Source organism: Rhizobium sp. GCM10022189 (assembly GCF_042656325.1).
Taxonomy (GTDB): Bacteria; Pseudomonadota; Alphaproteobacteria; order Rhizobiales; family Rhizobiaceae; genus Rhizobium.
In genome coordinates, this window is the sequence record NZ_JBHSOR010000029.1 from 59,976 (window position 1) to 76,281 (window position 16,306).

A 16,306-nucleotide genomic window follows, 5' to 3' on the forward strand; every position below is an offset into this window, starting at 1 on the left:
ACAGGAGGGACAGATGGCATCGAACGAGGATCGCATCAGGCAGCGTGCCTACGAAATCTGGGAGCGGGAAGGCCGGCCCCACGGTGAGGACCTGAAACATTGGCTGCAGGCGTTTCAGGAAATCGTCGCCAGCGTCGAGACGGATGGCCAGGCTGCCAGGAAACCTCGCTCCGCAAAGGCAGCGGGCGCCCCGGCCAAGCCGAAAAGTGCAGCGAAGGCGAAGGGCGGTGCCCAGAGCGTTCCGACGACATCCCCGCCACCAAAGCCGGCCAAGACAACCGGGAGCGTGACGCGACACTGAACCGAGCGGGATGTCGGGTCATCGGCGGCGAAGAGGCGGCTATCGAACGGTTGGCGAGAGGTCGCGGGACCTGAAAGTCCAGTCCTGTTTGCGGTGCAGCAAAGACGAGGGACACGCGGGCTCGTAGGGCAGGGCGGCCGAAAATGAATTGCGGTATCTCGGCATGAGGCCGGCCTCATGCGGAGCTATCGTTCATGCGTTTGTCTGACGTCGCGATTACAAAGAGAATTCTGCTCTCCGTCTGCCTTCCGCTGCTCGTCGTGGCTGGTCTTTCCTATGACAGGCTCGACGGAAGCCTGCGCGCCTACCAGGAAGCCAGGACCCTGGTCAGCGTCACCGAGCAGGTTTCGGACATTGCCAATGCCATTCATCAGCTGCAGACCGAGCGTGGGCAGTCCGCGACCCTGCTTGGCCGGGGTGCTCCGGACAAAGCGGGTCAGCTCAGGAATACGCGGCTGGAGGCAGACCGTCTGGTATCGGCCGCGCTGCAGGCGTGGCCCGCAAGCCGGAAGCTTCAATCCGGTGTCGGACCGGAGGAATTGTCGGCACTGACCGCGTTTCGCAGGCAGGTCGATGAAGGCGCTGTGACATCGGATGAGAGCAATCTGTTCTACACGCGCCTCATCGGCCGTTTCCTTGCCATGTCTCATGCGCTGGCCTCTCCGGCCACGGCGAGCGGAATGATGTCGCAGATTGCCGGCTACAACCAACTTTCTCTCGCAAAGGAATTTGCCGGCCAGGAACGGGCTCTCGGCAATGCGACGATTTCCTCGGGCCGTGTCGATGCCGGGAAAATCCTGAAGCTTTCCTCGCTCTACGGCGCACAGGCCGTGCTGCTCGATGAATTCAGGCAGATTCATCCCGCACTTGCGCAGGAGATCGACGCCGTCTCTCCCGACAGGCCGTCGGCGCTTGCAACGATGCGCCAAAACCTGATCAGCGGCGGGGCGAGCATCGACCTCAGCGGCTGGGATGCGGCGCAATGGCATAAGGCCGCGTCCGAGCGCATCGATGCCATGCATGTCATGGAAGGCAAGGTACTGTCCTCCCTGCGGGCAGATGCCGAAGGCCGGGAGCGGCGGCAATTGCGAGCCCTGGTGATCATCGGTCTGGTATTGGGCCTGGCAACTGGCCTCGCCTTGTTCCTGTCGATCTCGATCGGGCTTGGCGTCGCGCGTCCGCTGAAGCAGCTCACCGGGGCGGTGGAGCGGCTGGCCGATGGGCAGGCGGACGAGGCCGCGGTCGCCATCACCAGCAAGGATGAGATCGGCACGCTGGCGCAGGCCGTCCGTCACGCCACCGAGGCGGCAAGAAGCCGGGCTGTTTTCGAGCACGAGCAGGAAATGCTTCGCCTCGCAGAAGGTCAGGCAGAGACCGAGAGACGGGAACGGGAGCGGGCGATCCGCGCCGGCGAACTGGAAAGCGCCGTGCACGAGTTGAACCGCGGTCTCCGGGAGCTGGCCGCCGGCAACCTTCGCTATCGGATCGAGCGGCCGCTGGCGGCAGACCTGGAGATGCTGCGCCTTGGATATAATCAATCCGTCGAGGCGCTCGAGAGCGTCGTGTCCCTTGCCGGAAACAATGCGCGGTCGATCGACGAAGCCTGCGGCGATCTGCATGCCGCCGCCGATGATCTTGCCCGGCGCACCGCTGGCCAGGCGACCGCCATCGAGGAAGCCTCCGCGGCGCTGGAGGAGGTTGCCGCGGCGGTCAAGATGCTGGCTGGCGGCGCGGAGGAAGCAAAGATATCCGTCGGCATCGCCAATGCCGATACGGCCGAGGCAAGCAAGATCGCTGCCGATACCTTTGCTGCCATGCAGGCGATAAACAGATCGTCCGACCAGATAGGACAGATCATCGGCGTCATTGACGAGATCGCCTTTCAGACCAACCTGCTGGCGCTCAATGCCGGTGTGGAGGCCGCCAGAGCGGGAGAGGCAGGCAAGGGATTTGCCGTCGTCGCCCAGGAAGTGCGTGAACTCGCGCAGCGTTCGGCTCTTGCCGCACGCGAGATCAAGAAGCTCGTCGAGCAGGTGTCGAAGGATGTGTCGGGCGGTGTAACCCTCGTCGGCAAGGCCGGCGAAGCGCTCACGGGCATCGACAAGCATGTCGAAGTCATCAGCCGGCAGATCACCACGATCGTGCAGTCCTCGGTCGAACAATCCGTCGCGCTCGCGCAAATCACGACGACGGTCGGCCAGCTCGACCAGATCACGCAGCAGAATGCGTCCATGGTCGAGCTGACGAATGCCGCCAGCGGTTCTCTTGCGGCCCAGGCCGAGGATCTGAGGATACAGCTCGAGACGTTTCAAGCCGGCCACGGGCCGGTGAGCGATCTGCCGCGAGCGTCCGAAGCGGCCTGACCGTGCAGCATGTTCCATGAGGGGCGTCTCCGTTCGCTTGCCGCGGCGTGCATGCCGGTGCGAAAAGGAAAGCCGGACGGAGACGGCGCAGCCTTCGGCTGCCCCGGCAATCAGCGCCCGGGCCGGCCGTCCGGCGGGGAAACCTCCGGATCGTCGACGAGCGGGTCCGGCGCTGCGAATGCGATCAGCGCGTCGGGCCTGACGATCTCTACCCTCGATCCGTCGATCTCGATGCCATGCGGGCGCAAGGTCGAGAAGGCTCGCGACAGGTTCTCCGGCGTCATGCCGAGGCGCGAGGCCAGGGTACGTTTTTCTATGCGAATATCGATCTCGCCGGTGCCCCCTTGCTCCTTGTCGGCCCGCAGCAGCCAGTTTGCCAGCCGCTCGGCGCCGGTGCGCAATTTCATGCCTTTGAGATCCTTGATGGTGCGGCGGTAGCTTCTGGCGAGCTCCATCACGATCGCCCGTGCAAAGCCGGGATCGGTGTCCATCGCAGCACGCACTTTCTCGGCGGGTATCATCAGGATGTCAGACGGCTCGAGCGTTCGGGCGGACTGAAGATAGACCTCGTCGTTCAGGACTGCAGCGAGAATGAAGACGCCGACCGGACGGACGATGTCCAGCGTTGTCTCGCGCTTGTCCGATCCCGCAAACAGCTCGACGGTTCCGCCGAGTACGACATGGAGAAAATCGGCCGGTTCGTTCTCCCGAAACAGCACCATGCCGCGGGGAAACCGTTGCACGAAACCTGTTTCGGTGAATGACAGGAACGTTGTCTCGCTTCCTGTCGCAAATAATTCGAGCTGTCGAACCTTGGCGGCATTTTCCGGTCTTATCATCTATTTCTCCGCGTCCCATCCGGGAGTATCCGGCGTGTGCTTGATTATTATCAAGCGTATAAAGTACTAAGATCAACTGCCAGATTTATGTTTGTTGTCTTGATCCTATACATTGTTGTTCTTCTATATTTACTGCATTTCCCGATTTCTATTTGACTGAAATCAAAGTCGCTCAACGCGATCGCCGTTACCCATGTCGAGACTGAAGACGGTTCATCTTGCCACGGACGGAATACGGCCATGCTTGCCTTCCAGGAAGTCGATAGCAAACAACAACGCAACGCTCTTGCCGCAAGCACGATTGCCTTCACGGTCTGTTTTGCGGCCTGGACGATCTTCGCCATCATCGGCATCAAGATTCGCCAGGAACTTGGGCTCACGGAAACAGAATTCGGGCTTCTGGTCGGAACGCCCATATTGACCGGGTCCCTTATCCGGGTCGTGCTTGGTATCTGGAGCGACATCTATGGCGGACGTCTCGTTTTCGTGACGACCATGCTGGCGGCCGCGCTTGCGACCTTCCTGCTGACCTTTGCGCAAACCTACCCTCAGATGCTGCTCGCCGCACTCGGTGTCGGCATTGCCGGCGGTTCGTTTGCCGTCGGTGTCGCCTATGTATCGCGCTGGTATCCGCCGGGCAAGCAAGGCACGGCTCTCGGCATATTCGGCGCCGGCAATGTCGGTTCGGCCGTAACCAAGTTGCTGGCGCCCCTCGTTCTGGTCGCCTGGGGCTGGCATGCCGTCGCCGAGATCTGGGCGGCAGCGCTGGTGATTACGGCGCTGCTCTTCTGGTTCATCACCAAGGACGATCCCGTTCATGCCGAACGCCGCCGCACCGGTCAGAAGGCAAAGAGCGCCTGGCTTGAGCTTGAGCCGCTGAAGAACATCCAGGTCTGGCGTTTCGCACTCTACTATTTCTTTGTCTTCGGTGCCTTTGTCGCGCTGTCTCTCTGGCTGCCGGAATATCTGATCGGCGTCTACGGCCTCGATATCCGCACCGCCGGCATCATCGCAGCCTTCTTCTCCGTGCCGGCGAGCCTGCTGCGCGCCTATGGCGGTCGCCTGTCCGATATCTACGGTGCGCGCCGCGTGCTGTATTGGACGTTCCTGGTCTCGATCGTGGCGACCTTCATCCTCGCCTATCCGCCGGCGGACTATGTCGTTCGCACGCTCCATGGCCCCGTTTCCTTCCATATCGAAATGGGGCTGGTGAGCTTCACGACCGTTCTCTTCATCCTGGGCTTCTTCATGGCGCTCGGCAAGGCGGCGGTCTACAAGCATATCCCCGTCTACTATCCGGAACACGTCGGCGCGGTCGGCGGCCTGGTCGGCATGATCGGCGGCCTCGGGGGCTTCGTGCTGCCGATCCTCTTCGGGCTCCTGCTTGACCTGACGGGGCTCTGGACCAGCTGCTTCATGGCACTGTTCCTGCTGGTCGCGGTCGCGCTCGTGTGGATGCATGTCTCCATCCGCCAGATGGAGCGCGGCGCGGCGCAGAAGACGCTCGATGCCCTGCCGCCTTTCCCGGAAATGCAGGGCATGCCGACGCCGGCGATCGAGCCGCGTGCGAGCGAAGCCGTGCTCACAGACTGGCGTCCCGAGGATGCGACCTTCTGGGCGCAAAAGGGCAGCCGGATCGCCCGCCGCAACCTCTGGCTTTCCATTCCGGCCCTGCTGCTCTCCTTTGCGGTCTGGCAGGTCTGGTCTGTGGTGGTTGCAAAGCTGCCGCTCGTCGGCTTCACCTTCACCACCGACCAGCTCTTCTGGCTGGCGGCGCTTCCCGGCATATCGGGTGCGACCTTCCGGATTTTCTATTCCTTCATGGTGCCGATCTTCGGCGGCCGGCTGTGGACGACGCTGACGACCTGGTCGCTGATCATTCCCGCACTCGGCATCGGCTTTGCCGTGCAGAATCCGCAGACGCCTTATGTCGTCCTGCTTCTGCTCGCCCTGCTCTGCGGCTTCGGTGGCGGCAATTTTGCCTCTTCCATGGCCAATATCTCCTTCTTCTTCCCGAAGTCGGAGAAGGGCAACGCGCTGGCGCTCAATGCCGGGCTCGGCAATCTCGGCGTCAGCGTGGTCCAGTTCGTGGTTCCGCTCGTCATCACCGCCGGCATCTTCGGCTGGCTGGGCGGCGACCCGGCGATGACCAAGACTGTGGCGGGCGATGCCCCGCTGTGGCTGCAGAATGCCGGCTTCTTCTTCGTGCCCTTCATTGCCGTCTCCGCCTTTGCCTGCTGGTTCGGCATGAACGACATCGCCTCGGCCAAGGCGTCCTTCGCCGAACAGGCCGTCATCTTCCGGCGTCGGCACAACTGGATCATGTGCTGGCTCTATACCGGCACTTTCGGCTCCTTTATCGGCTATTCGGCCGGCTTCCCGCTGCTCGCCAAGACGCTGTTTCCCGATGTCAACGCCTTGCAATTCGCCTTCCTCGGGCCGCTCGTCGGAGCGATTTCCCGCTCGGGGACCGGCTGGCTGGCCGACCGTTATGGCGGCGCAAGGGTCACGTTCTGGGTCTTCGTACTGATGATGGCGGGTGCCGGCAGCGTGCTCTGGTTCATCGCCGCCAAGGACCAGCCGGGTGCTTTCTGGGGCTTCTTCATCTCCTTCCTGGTGCTCTTCTTCGCAACCGGCGTCGGCAATGCTTCGACCTTCCAGATGATCCCGGCGATCATGGGCAAGGAGATGGTGCGGCTGCTGCCCGATGCGAGCGCCGAGACCCGTCGCCTGCAGGCGGAGAAGGAGGCGGCTGCAATCACCGGCTTCACGTCGGCGATCGCCGCCTTCGGCGCCTTCTTCATCCCCATGGGCTACGGGCTTTCGATCAGCTTCACCGGCGGCGCAGAAGCCGCGCTCTGGGCCTTCCTCATCTTCTATGTGAGCTGCCTCGCCCTCACCTGGGTCGCCTACACCCGCAAGGGTGGCCTCCTTCACGATATCGAGCGCGGCAGGCGCCGCGCCGCCGGCAACGCGGCTGCCGCCGAATAAGACCAGGAGAAATACATGTCTCATTTCCTCGACCGGCTAACCTTCTTCCGAAAGAATGTCGGTCAGTTCTCGAACGGCCACGGCGTCGTCACCAGCGAGGATCGCTCCTGGGAGGATGGCTATCGCAAGCGCTGGCAACACGACAAGATCGTCCGCTCCACGCACGGCGTGAACTGCACGGGGTCGTGCTCGTGGAAGATCTACGTCAAGGGCGGCATCGTCACCTGGGAGACCCAGCAGACAGACTATCCGCGCACGCGGCCGGACCTGCCGAACCATGAGCCGCGCGGCTGTGCGCGCGGCGCTTCGTACAGCTGGTATCTCTATTCCGGCGCGCGGGTGAAATATCCGATGATCCGCGGCCGCCTCCTGAAGCTGTGGCGCAAGGCGAGGGCGACGATGTCGCCGGTCGCCGCCTGGGCCTCGATCGTGGAGGATGCCGAGAAGCGCAAATCCTACATTTCCATCCGCGGTCACGGCGGCTTCGTCCGGGCCAGCTGGGAGGAAGTGACGGAGATCATTGCCGCCGCCAACGCCTATACGATCAAGGCGCACGGCCCGGACCGCATCATCGGCTTCTCGCCGATCCCGGCCATGTCGATGGTCTCCTATGCTGCAGGGGCGCGCTACCTGTCGCTGCTCGGCGGCGTCTGCATGTCCTTCTACGACTGGTACTGCGACCTGCCGCCGGCAAGCCCGCAGACCTGGGGCGAGCAGACCGACGTGCCCGAAAGCGCCGACTGGTACAATGCCGGTTTCATCATCGTCTGGGGTTCCAACGTGCCGCAGACGCGCACGCCCGATGCCCATTTCTATACCGAGGTCCGCTACAAGGGCACCAAGAGCGCCGTCGTCAGCCCCGATTATGCCGAGGCGACGAAATTCGCCGATATCTGGCTCAATCCGAAGCAGGGGACCGATGCGGCGCTCGCGCTCGCCATGGGCCACGTCATCCTGCGGGAATATCATCTCGACCGGTCCGTTCCCTATTTCGACGACTATACACGTCGTTATACCGACATGCCGTTCCTGGTCCGGCTCGCCGAGCGGGACGGTCGTCTGGTTCCCGAACGCATGCTGCGGGCATCCGAACTGAAAGGCGCTCTCGGCGAAACCAACAACCCGGAATGGAAGGCCGTCGCGATCGACGAGGCGACGGACGAGCTGGTCTCTCCGCTGGGCTCGGTCGGCTACCGCTGGGGCGAACAGGCGAAATGGAATCTCGAGCAGAAGGACGGCCACGGCCGCGACATCTGTCTCAAGCTCTCGCTTGCGGGTGAAAACGTCGCGATCGAGGGCGTCGACTTCCCTTATTTCGGCGGCCGCGCCACCGAACATTTCGTCTCGACCGCTCATGACGAGATCCTGACCCGCAACGTCCCCGTCCGCACCATCACCGATGCAGACGGCAAGCCGGTCAAGGTCGCCACCGTCTACGACCTGATGATGGCGAATTACGGCCTCGATCGCGGTTTCGGCGGCGCGAATGTCGCCCGCGATTATAACGACGACGTGCCGTTCACGCCGGCTTGGGCGGAGCGCATCACCGGCGTAAAGCGCGATGCGATCATCACGGTTGCCCGCGAGTTCGCCACCAATGCCGAAAAGACCAATGGCCGCTCGATGATCATCATCGGCGCCGGCATGAACCATTGGTACAACATGGACATGAACTACCGCGGCGTGATCAATCTCCTCGTCTTCTGCGGGGCGATCGGCCAGTCGGGCGGCGGGTGGTCCCACTATGTCGGCCAGGAGAAGCTCAGGCCGCAAACCGGCTGGACGCCGCTTGCCTTCGCGCTCGACTGGGCGCGCCCGCCGCGCCACATGAATTCGACATCCTTCTTCTATGCCCATACCGATCAATGGCGCTACGAGACGCTGACCGCGGCCGAAATCCTGTCGCCGACCGCGCCGGAGGGCGATTGGGAAAACAGCTTCATCGATTACAACGTTCGCGCCGAACGCATGGGCTGGCTGCCCTCGGCACCGCAACTGAAGGCCAATCCGCTCTCGATCGCCGCTAAGGCGAAGGCAGCCGGCCTCGAGCCGAAGGATTATGTGGCCAAGGGGCTGAAGTCCGGCGAACTCGAGCTTTCCTGCGACGACCCCGACGATCCGGCAAACTGGCCGCGCAACATGTTCGTCTGGCGGTCGAACCTGCTCGGCTCCTCGGGCAAGGGGCACGAATATTTCCTCAAGCACCTGCTCGGCACCGAAAACGGCGTCATCGGCAAGGATCTCGGGGCAGAGGGTGCGGTTCGCAACAAGGAGGTCGCCTGGCATGACGAGGCGCCGCGCGGCAAGCTCGACCTGCTGGTGACGCTCGATTTCCGCATGTCGACCACCTGCGTCTATTCCGACATCGTCCTGCCGACCGCCACCTGGTACGAGAAGAACGATCTCAATACCTCCGACATGCACCCCTTCATCCATCCGCTGTCGGCTGCCGTCGATCCGGCCTGGGAGGCGCGTTCCGACTGGGAAATCTACAAGGGCATCGCCAAGGCCTTTTCGCGCATCGCACCGGAAGTGCTTGGCGTCGAGCAGGATGTCGTCCTCACGCCGATCCAGCATGACAGCCCCGGCGAGATGGCCCAGGCCTTCGACGTCAAGGATTGGAAGAAAGGTGAGATCGAGCCGATCCCCGGCCGCACCATGCCGTCGGTTGCGGTCATCGAGCGCGATTATCCGAATATCCATGCCCGCTACACCGCACTCGGGCCGTTGATGACCTCGGTCGGCAATGGCGGCAAGGGCATCAGCTGGAAGACCGAACATGAGGTCGAAGCGCTCGGTGCCCTCAACGGCGTGCATTCGCAAGGCGCGGCAAAAGGCCTGCCGAAGATCGACACGGATATCGATGCGGCGGAGGTCATTCTGATGCTCGCCCCCGAGACCAACGGCGAAGTGGCGGTGAAGGCCTGGGATGCTCTGTCGAAGGCGACCGGCCGCGATCACACCCATCTCGCCATTCCCAAGGAAGACGAGAAGATCCGCTATCGCGACATCCAGGCGCAGCCGCGCAAGATCATCTCCTCGCCCACATGGTCGGGCATCGAGAGCGAGAAGGTCTGCTACAACGCCGGCTATACGAATGTCCACGAGCTGATCCCCTGGCGCACGCTCACCGGCCGCCAGCAGCTCTATCAGGACCATCTCTGGATGCGGGCCTTCGGCGAAGGCTTCGTCACCTGGAAGCCGCCGGTCGATCTGAAGACGATCGGCGTCGTCAAGGACCGCCGTCCGAACGGCAACAAGGAAATCGTCCTCAACTTCCTGACGCCGCATCAGAAATGGGGCATTCACTCGACCTATACGGACAACCTGTTGATGCTGACCCTCAATCGCGGCGGTCCGGTCGTCTGGATCTCCGAGGTGGACGCCAAGTCGGCCGGCATCGTCGATAACGACTGGGTCGAGGTCTTCAACGCCAATGGCGCGCTCACGGCCCGCGCCGTCGTTTCCCAGCGCATCAAGCAGGGCATGATGCTGATGTATCACGCCCAGGAGAAGATCATAAACACGCCGGGCTCCGAGCTCACCGGCAACCGCGGCGGCATCCACAATTCGGTGACGCGCACCGTCCTGAAACCAACGCACATGATCGGCGGCTACGCCCAGCTCGCCTACGGCTTCAACTATTACGGAACCGTGGGGTCGAACCGCGACGAGTTCATCGTCGTGCGCAAAATGTCCAAGGTCGATTGGCTTGAGGAGCCGCTTTCAACCGATGCACCGAAGGAGGCTGCAGAATGAAGATCCGTGCCCAAATCGCAATGGTGCTGAACCTTGACAAGTGCATCGGCTGTCACACCTGCTCGGTGACCTGCAAGAACGTCTGGACCAGCCGCGAAGGCGTCGAATATGCCTGGTTCAACAATGTCGAAACCAAGCCCGGCGTCGGTTATCCCCGCGAATGGGAAAACCAGGAAAAGTGGAACGGCGGCTGGCGGCGCAGGCGCAACGGCACGATCGAGCCGAAGATCGGCGCAAAGTGGCGCGTCCTCGCCAATATCTTCGCCAATCCGGATCTGCCGGAAATCGACGATTATTACGAGCCTTTCACCTTCGACTACCAGCATCTGCATACGGCGGGCGAATCGAAGGCATTTCCGACCGCCCGGCCGCGCTCGGCTATTTCGGGCGAGCGTATCGAGAAGATCGAATGGGGTCCGAACTGGGAGGAAATCCTCGGCGGCGAATTCGAAAAGCGTTCGAAGGACGTGAATTTCGAGGGCGTCCAGAAGGACATCTACGGCCAGTTCGAAAACACGTTCATGATGTATCTGCCGCGGCTGTGCGAGCATTGCCTCAACCCGGCCTGCGTCGCCGTCTGTCCGTCGGGTGCCATCTACAAGCGCGAGGAGGACGGTATCGTTCTCATCGACCAGGACAAGTGCCGCGGCTGGCGCATGTGCGTTTCCGGCTGCCCCTACAAGAAAATCTACTACAACTGGTCGTCCGGCAAGTCGGAGAAGTGCATCTTCTGCTACCCGCGCATCGAGGTCGGCCAGCCGACCGTCTGCTCGGAAACCTGCGTCGGGCGCATCCGCTATCTCGGCGTTCTGCTCTACGATGCAGACCGTATCGAGGCTGCGGCCAGCGCGCCCGACGAGAAGGACCTCTACCAGGCGCAGCTCGATCTCTTCCTCGATCCGAGGGATCCGAAGGTGATCGCCCAGGCGCGCGCCGACGGTGTGCCGGAAGCCTGGATCGAGGCGGCAAAGACATCGCCGATCTGGAAGATGGCCATGGACTGGAAGGTCGCCTTCCCGCTGCATCCGGAATACCGCACCCTGCCGATGGTCTGGTACGTGCCGCCGCTTTCGCCGATCCAGTCGGCGGCGGCAGCCGGCAAGATGGGCCTCGACGGCGACATGCCGGACGTCCGCTCGCTGCGCATCCCGCTGCAATATCTTGCCAACCTGCTGACGGCGGGCAACGAGGAGCCGGTGGCCCTCGCGCTGGAGCGCATGCTTGCCATGCGCGGCTATATGCGCGCCAAGTCGATCGATGGCCGCATCGACGAAAGGATCGCCGAGAAGGTGGGGCTGACCGGCGCCGATATCGAGGACATGTACCGGATCATGGCGATCGCCAACTACGAGGACCGTTTCGTCATCCCGACGGCACACCGCGAGTGGAGCGAGGACGCCTTTGACCTGCGCGGCTCCTGCGGCTTCTCTTTCGGCAATGGCTGCTCCGGCGGCACGAGCGAGACCAACCTTTTCGGCACGAAACAGGTCAAGAAGGCCTCCAATCCGATGGAGATCGCGTGATGGCCGAAAGTCGGGGAATTCTCACCTTCCGGGCGCTCTCGGCGCTTCTGACCTATCCGTCAGCCGAGCTCTGCGCCGGGGCGCCGGAGATTGCGGAGGCGATCGCCTCGGAGCGGCTGGTGCCGGCAGCCTCCGCAGCGGCGCTTCAGCCGCTGCTTGACGATCTCGGCTCGCGCGATCTCTTCGAACTGCAGGAGCGTTATGTCGAACTCTTCGACAGGACGCGGCGCCTTTCGCTGCATCTCTTCGAGCATGTGCATGGCGAGAGCCGCGACCGCGGCCAGGCGATGGTCGATCTTGCCGCGCTCTACGAGAGCGGCGGGCTGGTGCTGGCCGCCAACGAACTGCCGGATTATCTGCCGCTTTTCCTGGAATATCTGTCGACGCGACCGCTGGAGGAGGCTCTGAACCTCCTGTCCGAGACCGTCCACATCCTGGGGGCGCTGGAAGAGCGTCTTGCCGCACGCAATTCTCCCTATGCCGCCGTCCTGGCGGCAATCCGCAGCATGGCCGGCGTCTCGCTCACGGCGTCCGGCGACGGCGACCTTCTCGATCCGGTGAGCGGCGACCTCGCCGCGCTCGATGCGGAATGGGAAGAAACGGCCGTCACCTTCGGCCCGGGAAGCGGCGCGATGGACGGATGTTCCACCGAGAGGCTTCAGACCCGCCTGCGCGCGGCCCATCGCGATGCACGCAGCAACCCGCTTTGAAAGGAGGACGACGATGTCTCAGATAATCAATTCCGCGCTCTTCGGCTGGTATCCCTATTTCTGCCTCACCGTCTTCCTGCTCGGCAGCCTGATCCGCTTCGATCGTGAGCAATATACCTGGAAGACCGGCTCCTCGCAGCTGCTCCGGCGAAAGCAGCTGCGCTGGGGTTCCAACCTCTTTCACATCGGCATCCTGGTAATCTTCATCGGCCATGCCGGTGGCCTGCTGACGCCGATCGTGATCTTCGATGCGCTCGGCATTCCGCACAGTTTCAAGCAGGGGCTGGCGATCGTCGTCGGCGGTCTGGCCGGTATTGCCTGCTTCATCGGCATATCGCTGCTTGCCCATCGCCGCTTCTTCGATCCGCGCATCCGCGCCACCTCAAGCTTCGGCGACATGGCGATCCTGCTCGTTCTCTGGGTGCAGCTGACGCTCGGCCTCTCCACCATCTTCGTCTCCCTCCACCATATGGACGGCCACGAGATGGTGAAGTTCATGAACTGGGCGCAGGGCATCCTGACCTTGCAGCCGGCGGCCGCCGCCTATGTCTCCGATGTCAACCCGATCTTCAAGCTGCATCTGCTGCTCGGCATGACGATCTTCCTGCTGTTTCCCTTCACGCGTCTGGTCCATGTCTGGAGCGCGCCGGTCTGGTATATCGGTCGCCCCGGCTATCAGGTCGTGCGCAGCCGCTTCAGCAGGCAACAGCTGGCCGCCCGTTCCTACCGGCATCCGGCGGAGTGACGGCCATGGTCTCGATCGTCATCGACCGCACCGGTACGCACGCCCGGACGGATCACGACCACCGGCATCAGCACGCGCCGGCTCGCTCTTCCGACCCGGTCATCTTGCCGCCGGTGAGCGTCAACGGCGTGCCGATCTCCCGCAAGGAAATTGCCGCCGAGACGCAGAATTTTCCGGCGGTCAATCCGGGGGCGGCCTGGCACGCCGCAACACGGGCGCTCGTCATTCGCCACCTGCTTCTGGAGGAGGCGCGCCGACTTGGCATTGTCGCCGAGCCGCAGGCCGATGCGGACGGGCGGATCGAGACCGACGAGGATTCCTTGTTGCGTCTGCTCCTGGAGCGGGAAGTACAAACGCCGAAAGCGGACGAGGAAACGCTGCGGCGCTTCTACGAAAACAACCGCAAGCGCTTCCTGACCCCGCCGCTGTTCGAGGCGGACCATATCCTGATCGCCGGAAGGCGGGAGGATGTGGCCGCTTTCGCACAAGCGCGGGAGCGGGCGGCTTCGCTTGCGGCCGTCCTGATGCGGCAGCCCGAGCGGTTTGCGGATCTCGCCAGGGATTGTTCCGATTGCCCTTCGCGGGAAGTCGGCGGCAGCCTCGGCCAGATCAGCATCGGGGACACGACGCCGGAGTTCGAGACGGCGCTGTCCGGCCTCGCCGAGGGTGAAATATCCGGCCCTGTCGAAACCCGCTACGGCGTCCACCTCATCCGGCTGGCGCGGAAGATCGAAGGCTCGCTTTTGCCGTTCGAGGCGGTCAAGAGCCGGATCGCCAGCTATCTGGAGGAGCATGTCCGCCGGCAGGCGACGGCTCAGTATATTTCGCTGCTGATCGGCCGTGCCGATATACGCGGCATCGTGCTTGACGGTGCCGCAACCCCTCTGGTGCAATAGGGAGATGTCATGTTCGGAGCTCTCATAGCCTCGCTCGACAATCCGCAGGCCATGGCCGCACTGATCGGTGTGCTCGGCATGGAAGGCCTGGACGAACGGCTCGAAAAGGCTGCGGCCGCCGAAGCCATGGAACCGGCCGACTATCTCGCCGTCGTCGTCCGCTCCTTCCTCGAAACGGCGTCGGACGACGATTTCGTCCAGCTGGTCGGCATCATGAATCGAGCCGAAGATCCGGGGCTTGCCGCCGTTCGTTCCATCCTGCGCAAGACCGTGATGGAGCAGGGAACGTTGTGACGATGCCTGCCCACTTCTCTTCCTCCTGCTTCGATCCCCGACCGGCGACCGTATCATTCGAGGCGGCACGCCGTGCCGCCGCCGCACTCGCCCGCCCGCTCGATCTGCTGGAAGAGGTGCCGCTGGCTCGGGCGACCGGGCGAATCCTGGCTGCGCCGATCGCGGCGCCGTTGTCCCTCCCGCCCTTCGACCAGGCGGCGATGGACGGATATGCCCTCTGCCTGGCAGGCAAGGACGCCATACCCGCGGTCCTGCCGGTATCGGGCCGCACGCAGGCCGGCGATCGGCCGGGCGTGCTCGTTGCGGGCACGGCCCAACGCATCATGACGGGTGCGCCACTCCCAAGCGGCGCCGATACCGTCGCGATGCAGGAACAGGTGGCGCGCAGAGGCGACCTTGCCCAGTTCGGGCCGGGTCTCAAGCCGGGCGCCAATATCCGAAGGGCAGGGGAAGACGTCACGCAGGGAGCGGTCATTCTCGAAAAGGGCAATGTTCTCGGCTGGAAGGAAATTGCCCTTCTCGCCGCCCTCGGGATCGCTGCCGTCCCCGTTGTTCGTCCGCTCAGGGTCGCCATTATCACCACCGGTTCCGAGCTTCACGCGGCCGGCCGGTCGCTGCCGCCCGGCGCGATCTACGACTGCAACGGTCCGATGCTTGCGGCACTCCTGGCCGGGCCGAACACGCATATCATATCGCGGTCGGTTCCAGACGATCCGGTGGCGATCACCCGGGCGCTTGAGGAGGCCCGTCGGACGGCCGACATGGTGATCACGACCGCCGGCATGTCGGTCGGCGAGGAAGACCATGTGCGCGATGCCGTCGAGCGGGCCGGCGGGCGGCTTGAGGTGATGAAAGTGGCGATGAAGCCGGGCAAGCCGCTGGCTTTCGGCATGCTCGCAGGGGCGCTTTTCGTCGGCCTGCCGGGCAATCCGCAGGCCGCCGCCTTCGCAGCACTTGCCTTCATCCGCCCCATGGCGACGGCTCTGCTCGGTCAGGCGCCTGCCCGGCAGATGACGGCGGAGACAGGCTTTGCCCTTGCCGGCAAGCCGGATCGGACGGAGCTGCTGCCGGTGCGCCTGAGCGTCGAGCACGGCCGCCTGATCGCACATCGCAGCGGACCGGAGGGCTCGCACCGGATGATGACGATGGCATGCGCCGATGCGGTCGTCGTTGCGCCCGCTGCTTCGGCCCCTCTGCCGGCAGGCACGATCCTTGAGGTCCTGCCATTCGATCAAGGCTCTTTCGGCAGGTGCGCGACGTGACGCCCACCCGCTCGACAGGCGCCGATTTCTGTTTGAAGGAGACGTGCATGCACACCGCTCACCCGGAACACCCGATCACCGCGATCGTCTATCCGAAGGGCTCGGATTTCGAAGCCTTTCTTCAGGAGGTCACGGTCAAGCTGGCCGCACAGGGCCTGCGGCTCGCCGGGCTCGTTCAGCACAGCCGGCCGAAGCCCGGCCGCACGAAATGCGACATGTACCTGCGCGATCTTTCAAGCGGCGAAACCAGGGCGATCTCCGATGATCGCGGTCCCCATGCTAGCGGATGCGTGCTGGACACCGGCCGGCTGCTGGATGCGTGCGAGGCCGCGGAAGCCGGCCTGTCCGGCCAGACGGATCTGCTCGTCCTTTGCAAGTTCGGGAAGACAGAAGCGGAGGGCGGTGGTTTCCGGTCGCTGATCGCCCGGGCGCTGGAGCTTTCGGTTCCGGTCCTGATCGGGGTTCCGGAGATCAACCTGGTGCCGTTTCGGGAATTCGCGGCAGGACTTTTCCGGGAGATCGAATTATCTGACCTCGTCTGCGACCTGTCGGCCGCTACAGAAAGACTGCGTCCCGCGCCCCGGCCGTCGGCCGAGGCGGTCGCGGCCGTTGCATGAAAGGTG

The 16,306-nt window shown here is 63.5% G+C and carries 12 protein-coding genes; 11 read left to right on the top strand and 1 reads right to left on the bottom strand.

The features are described 5' to 3' along the window. The first annotated feature begins 13 nt into the window (after nt 1–13). The gene (locus ACFPWW_RS12650) at nt 14–301 is read left to right on the top strand and encodes a DUF2934 domain-containing protein (RefSeq protein ID WP_112569838.1); all 288 of its coding nucleotides are present in this window, start codon (nt 14–16) and stop codon (nt 299–301) included. 194 nt (nt 302–495) lie between these two features. After that, the gene (locus ACFPWW_RS12655; protein ID WP_377311891.1) at nt 496–2,664 is read left to right on the top strand and encodes a methyl-accepting chemotaxis protein; all 2,169 of its coding nucleotides are present in this window, start codon (nt 496–498) and stop codon (nt 2,662–2,664) included. Between the two features lie 110 nt (nt 2,665–2,774). Here the strand turns inward: ACFPWW_RS12655 and ACFPWW_RS12660 are convergent, their stop codons facing one another. After that, the gene (locus tag ACFPWW_RS12660; RefSeq protein ID WP_377311893.1) at nt 2,775–3,503 is read right to left on the bottom strand and encodes a cyclic nucleotide-binding domain-containing protein; all 729 of its coding nucleotides are present in this window, start codon (nt 3,501–3,503) and stop codon (nt 2,775–2,777) included. Between the two features lie 240 nt (nt 3,504–3,743). On the opposite strand from ACFPWW_RS12660, the gene ACFPWW_RS12665 reads away from it, so the two are divergent. From ACFPWW_RS12665 to ACFPWW_RS12705, 9 genes are read left to right on the top strand one after another with little or no spacing between them, the layout of a single operon-like run. Then, nucleotides 3,744–6,494, top strand: coding sequence for a nitrate/nitrite transporter (locus ACFPWW_RS12665; RefSeq protein ID WP_377311894.1), 2,751 nt, complete (start codon nt 3,744–3,746; stop codon nt 6,492–6,494). Nucleotides 6,495–6,509: 15 nt separating this feature from the next. After that, nucleotides 6,510–10,253, top strand: a complete 3,744-nt coding sequence (locus tag ACFPWW_RS12670; protein ID WP_377311895.1) for a nitrate reductase subunit alpha — start codon at nt 6,510–6,512, stop codon at nt 10,251–10,253. Further along, complete coding sequence (gene narH, locus ACFPWW_RS12675; RefSeq protein WP_377311896.1) at nt 10,250–11,776, top strand: nitrate reductase subunit beta; 1,527 nt, start codon at nt 10,250–10,252, stop codon at nt 11,774–11,776. The genes ACFPWW_RS12670 and narH overlap by 4 nt, the downstream gene beginning before the upstream one ends. After that, nucleotides 11,776–12,486: a nitrate reductase molybdenum cofactor assembly chaperone gene (narJ, locus tag ACFPWW_RS12680; protein WP_377311898.1), complete on the top strand. Its 711-nt coding sequence runs from the start codon at nt 11,776–11,778 to the stop codon at nt 12,484–12,486. The genes narH and narJ overlap by 1 nt, the downstream gene beginning before the upstream one ends. A 13-nt stretch (nt 12,487–12,499) precedes the next feature. Then, on the top strand, nt 12,500–13,231 hold the full coding sequence (gene narI / locus ACFPWW_RS12685; RefSeq protein ID WP_112757570.1) for a respiratory nitrate reductase subunit gamma: 732 nt from the start codon (nt 12,500–12,502) through the stop codon (nt 13,229–13,231). 5 nt (nt 13,232–13,236) lie between these two features. Then, a complete protein-coding gene (locus ACFPWW_RS12690; protein ID WP_377311899.1) occupies nt 13,237–14,127 on the top strand; it encodes a peptidylprolyl isomerase in 891 nt (296 codons plus the stop codon). A 9-nt stretch (nt 14,128–14,136) separates the two neighbouring features. Beyond that, nucleotides 14,137–14,421: a hypothetical protein gene (locus ACFPWW_RS12695; protein ID WP_377311900.1), complete on the top strand. Its 285-nt coding sequence runs from the start codon at nt 14,137–14,139 to the stop codon at nt 14,419–14,421. A gap of 2 nt (nt 14,422–14,423) precedes the next feature. Beyond that, nucleotides 14,424–15,683: a gephyrin-like molybdotransferase Glp gene (gene glp, locus ACFPWW_RS12700; protein ID WP_377311901.1), complete on the top strand. Its 1,260-nt coding sequence runs from the start codon at nt 14,424–14,426 to the stop codon at nt 15,681–15,683. Continuing rightward, nucleotides 15,680–16,300 (top strand): DUF2478 domain-containing protein, encoded by a 621-nt coding sequence (locus ACFPWW_RS12705; protein ID WP_377311902.1) that lies wholly within the window; start codon nt 15,680–15,682, stop codon nt 16,298–16,300. The genes glp and ACFPWW_RS12705 overlap by 4 nt, the downstream gene beginning before the upstream one ends. Nucleotides 16,301–16,306: the final 6 nt, after the last annotated feature.

What these genes read in the sequence shown, in the direction of transcription:
- ACFPWW_RS12650 (WP_112569838.1), top strand. Translation starts at nt 14, where the DNA reads ATGGCATCGAACGAGGATCGCATCAGGCAGCGTGCCTACGAAATCTGG.
- ACFPWW_RS12655 (WP_377311891.1), top strand. Translation starts at nt 496, where the DNA reads ATGCGTTTGTCTGACGTCGCGATTACAAAGAGAATTCTGCTCTCCGTC.
- ACFPWW_RS12660 (WP_377311893.1), bottom strand. Translation starts at nt 3,503, where the DNA reads ATGATAAGACCGGAAAATGCCGCCAAGGTTCGACAGCTCGAATTATTT.
- ACFPWW_RS12665 (WP_377311894.1), top strand. Translation starts at nt 3,744, where the DNA reads ATGCTTGCCTTCCAGGAAGTCGATAGCAAACAACAACGCAACGCTCTT.
- ACFPWW_RS12670 (WP_377311895.1), top strand. Translation starts at nt 6,510, where the DNA reads ATGTCTCATTTCCTCGACCGGCTAACCTTCTTCCGAAAGAATGTCGGT.
- narH (WP_377311896.1), top strand. Translation starts at nt 10,250, where the DNA reads ATGAAGATCCGTGCCCAAATCGCAATGGTGCTGAACCTTGACAAGTGC.
- narJ (WP_377311898.1), top strand. Translation starts at nt 11,776, where the DNA reads ATGGCCGAAAGTCGGGGAATTCTCACCTTCCGGGCGCTCTCGGCGCTT.
- narI (WP_112757570.1), top strand. Translation starts at nt 12,500, where the DNA reads ATGTCTCAGATAATCAATTCCGCGCTCTTCGGCTGGTATCCCTATTTC.
- ACFPWW_RS12690 (WP_377311899.1), top strand. Translation starts at nt 13,237, where the DNA reads ATGGTCTCGATCGTCATCGACCGCACCGGTACGCACGCCCGGACGGAT.
- ACFPWW_RS12695 (WP_377311900.1), top strand. Translation starts at nt 14,137, where the DNA reads ATGTTCGGAGCTCTCATAGCCTCGCTCGACAATCCGCAGGCCATGGCC.
- glp (WP_377311901.1), top strand. Translation starts at nt 14,424, where the DNA reads ATGCCTGCCCACTTCTCTTCCTCCTGCTTCGATCCCCGACCGGCGACC.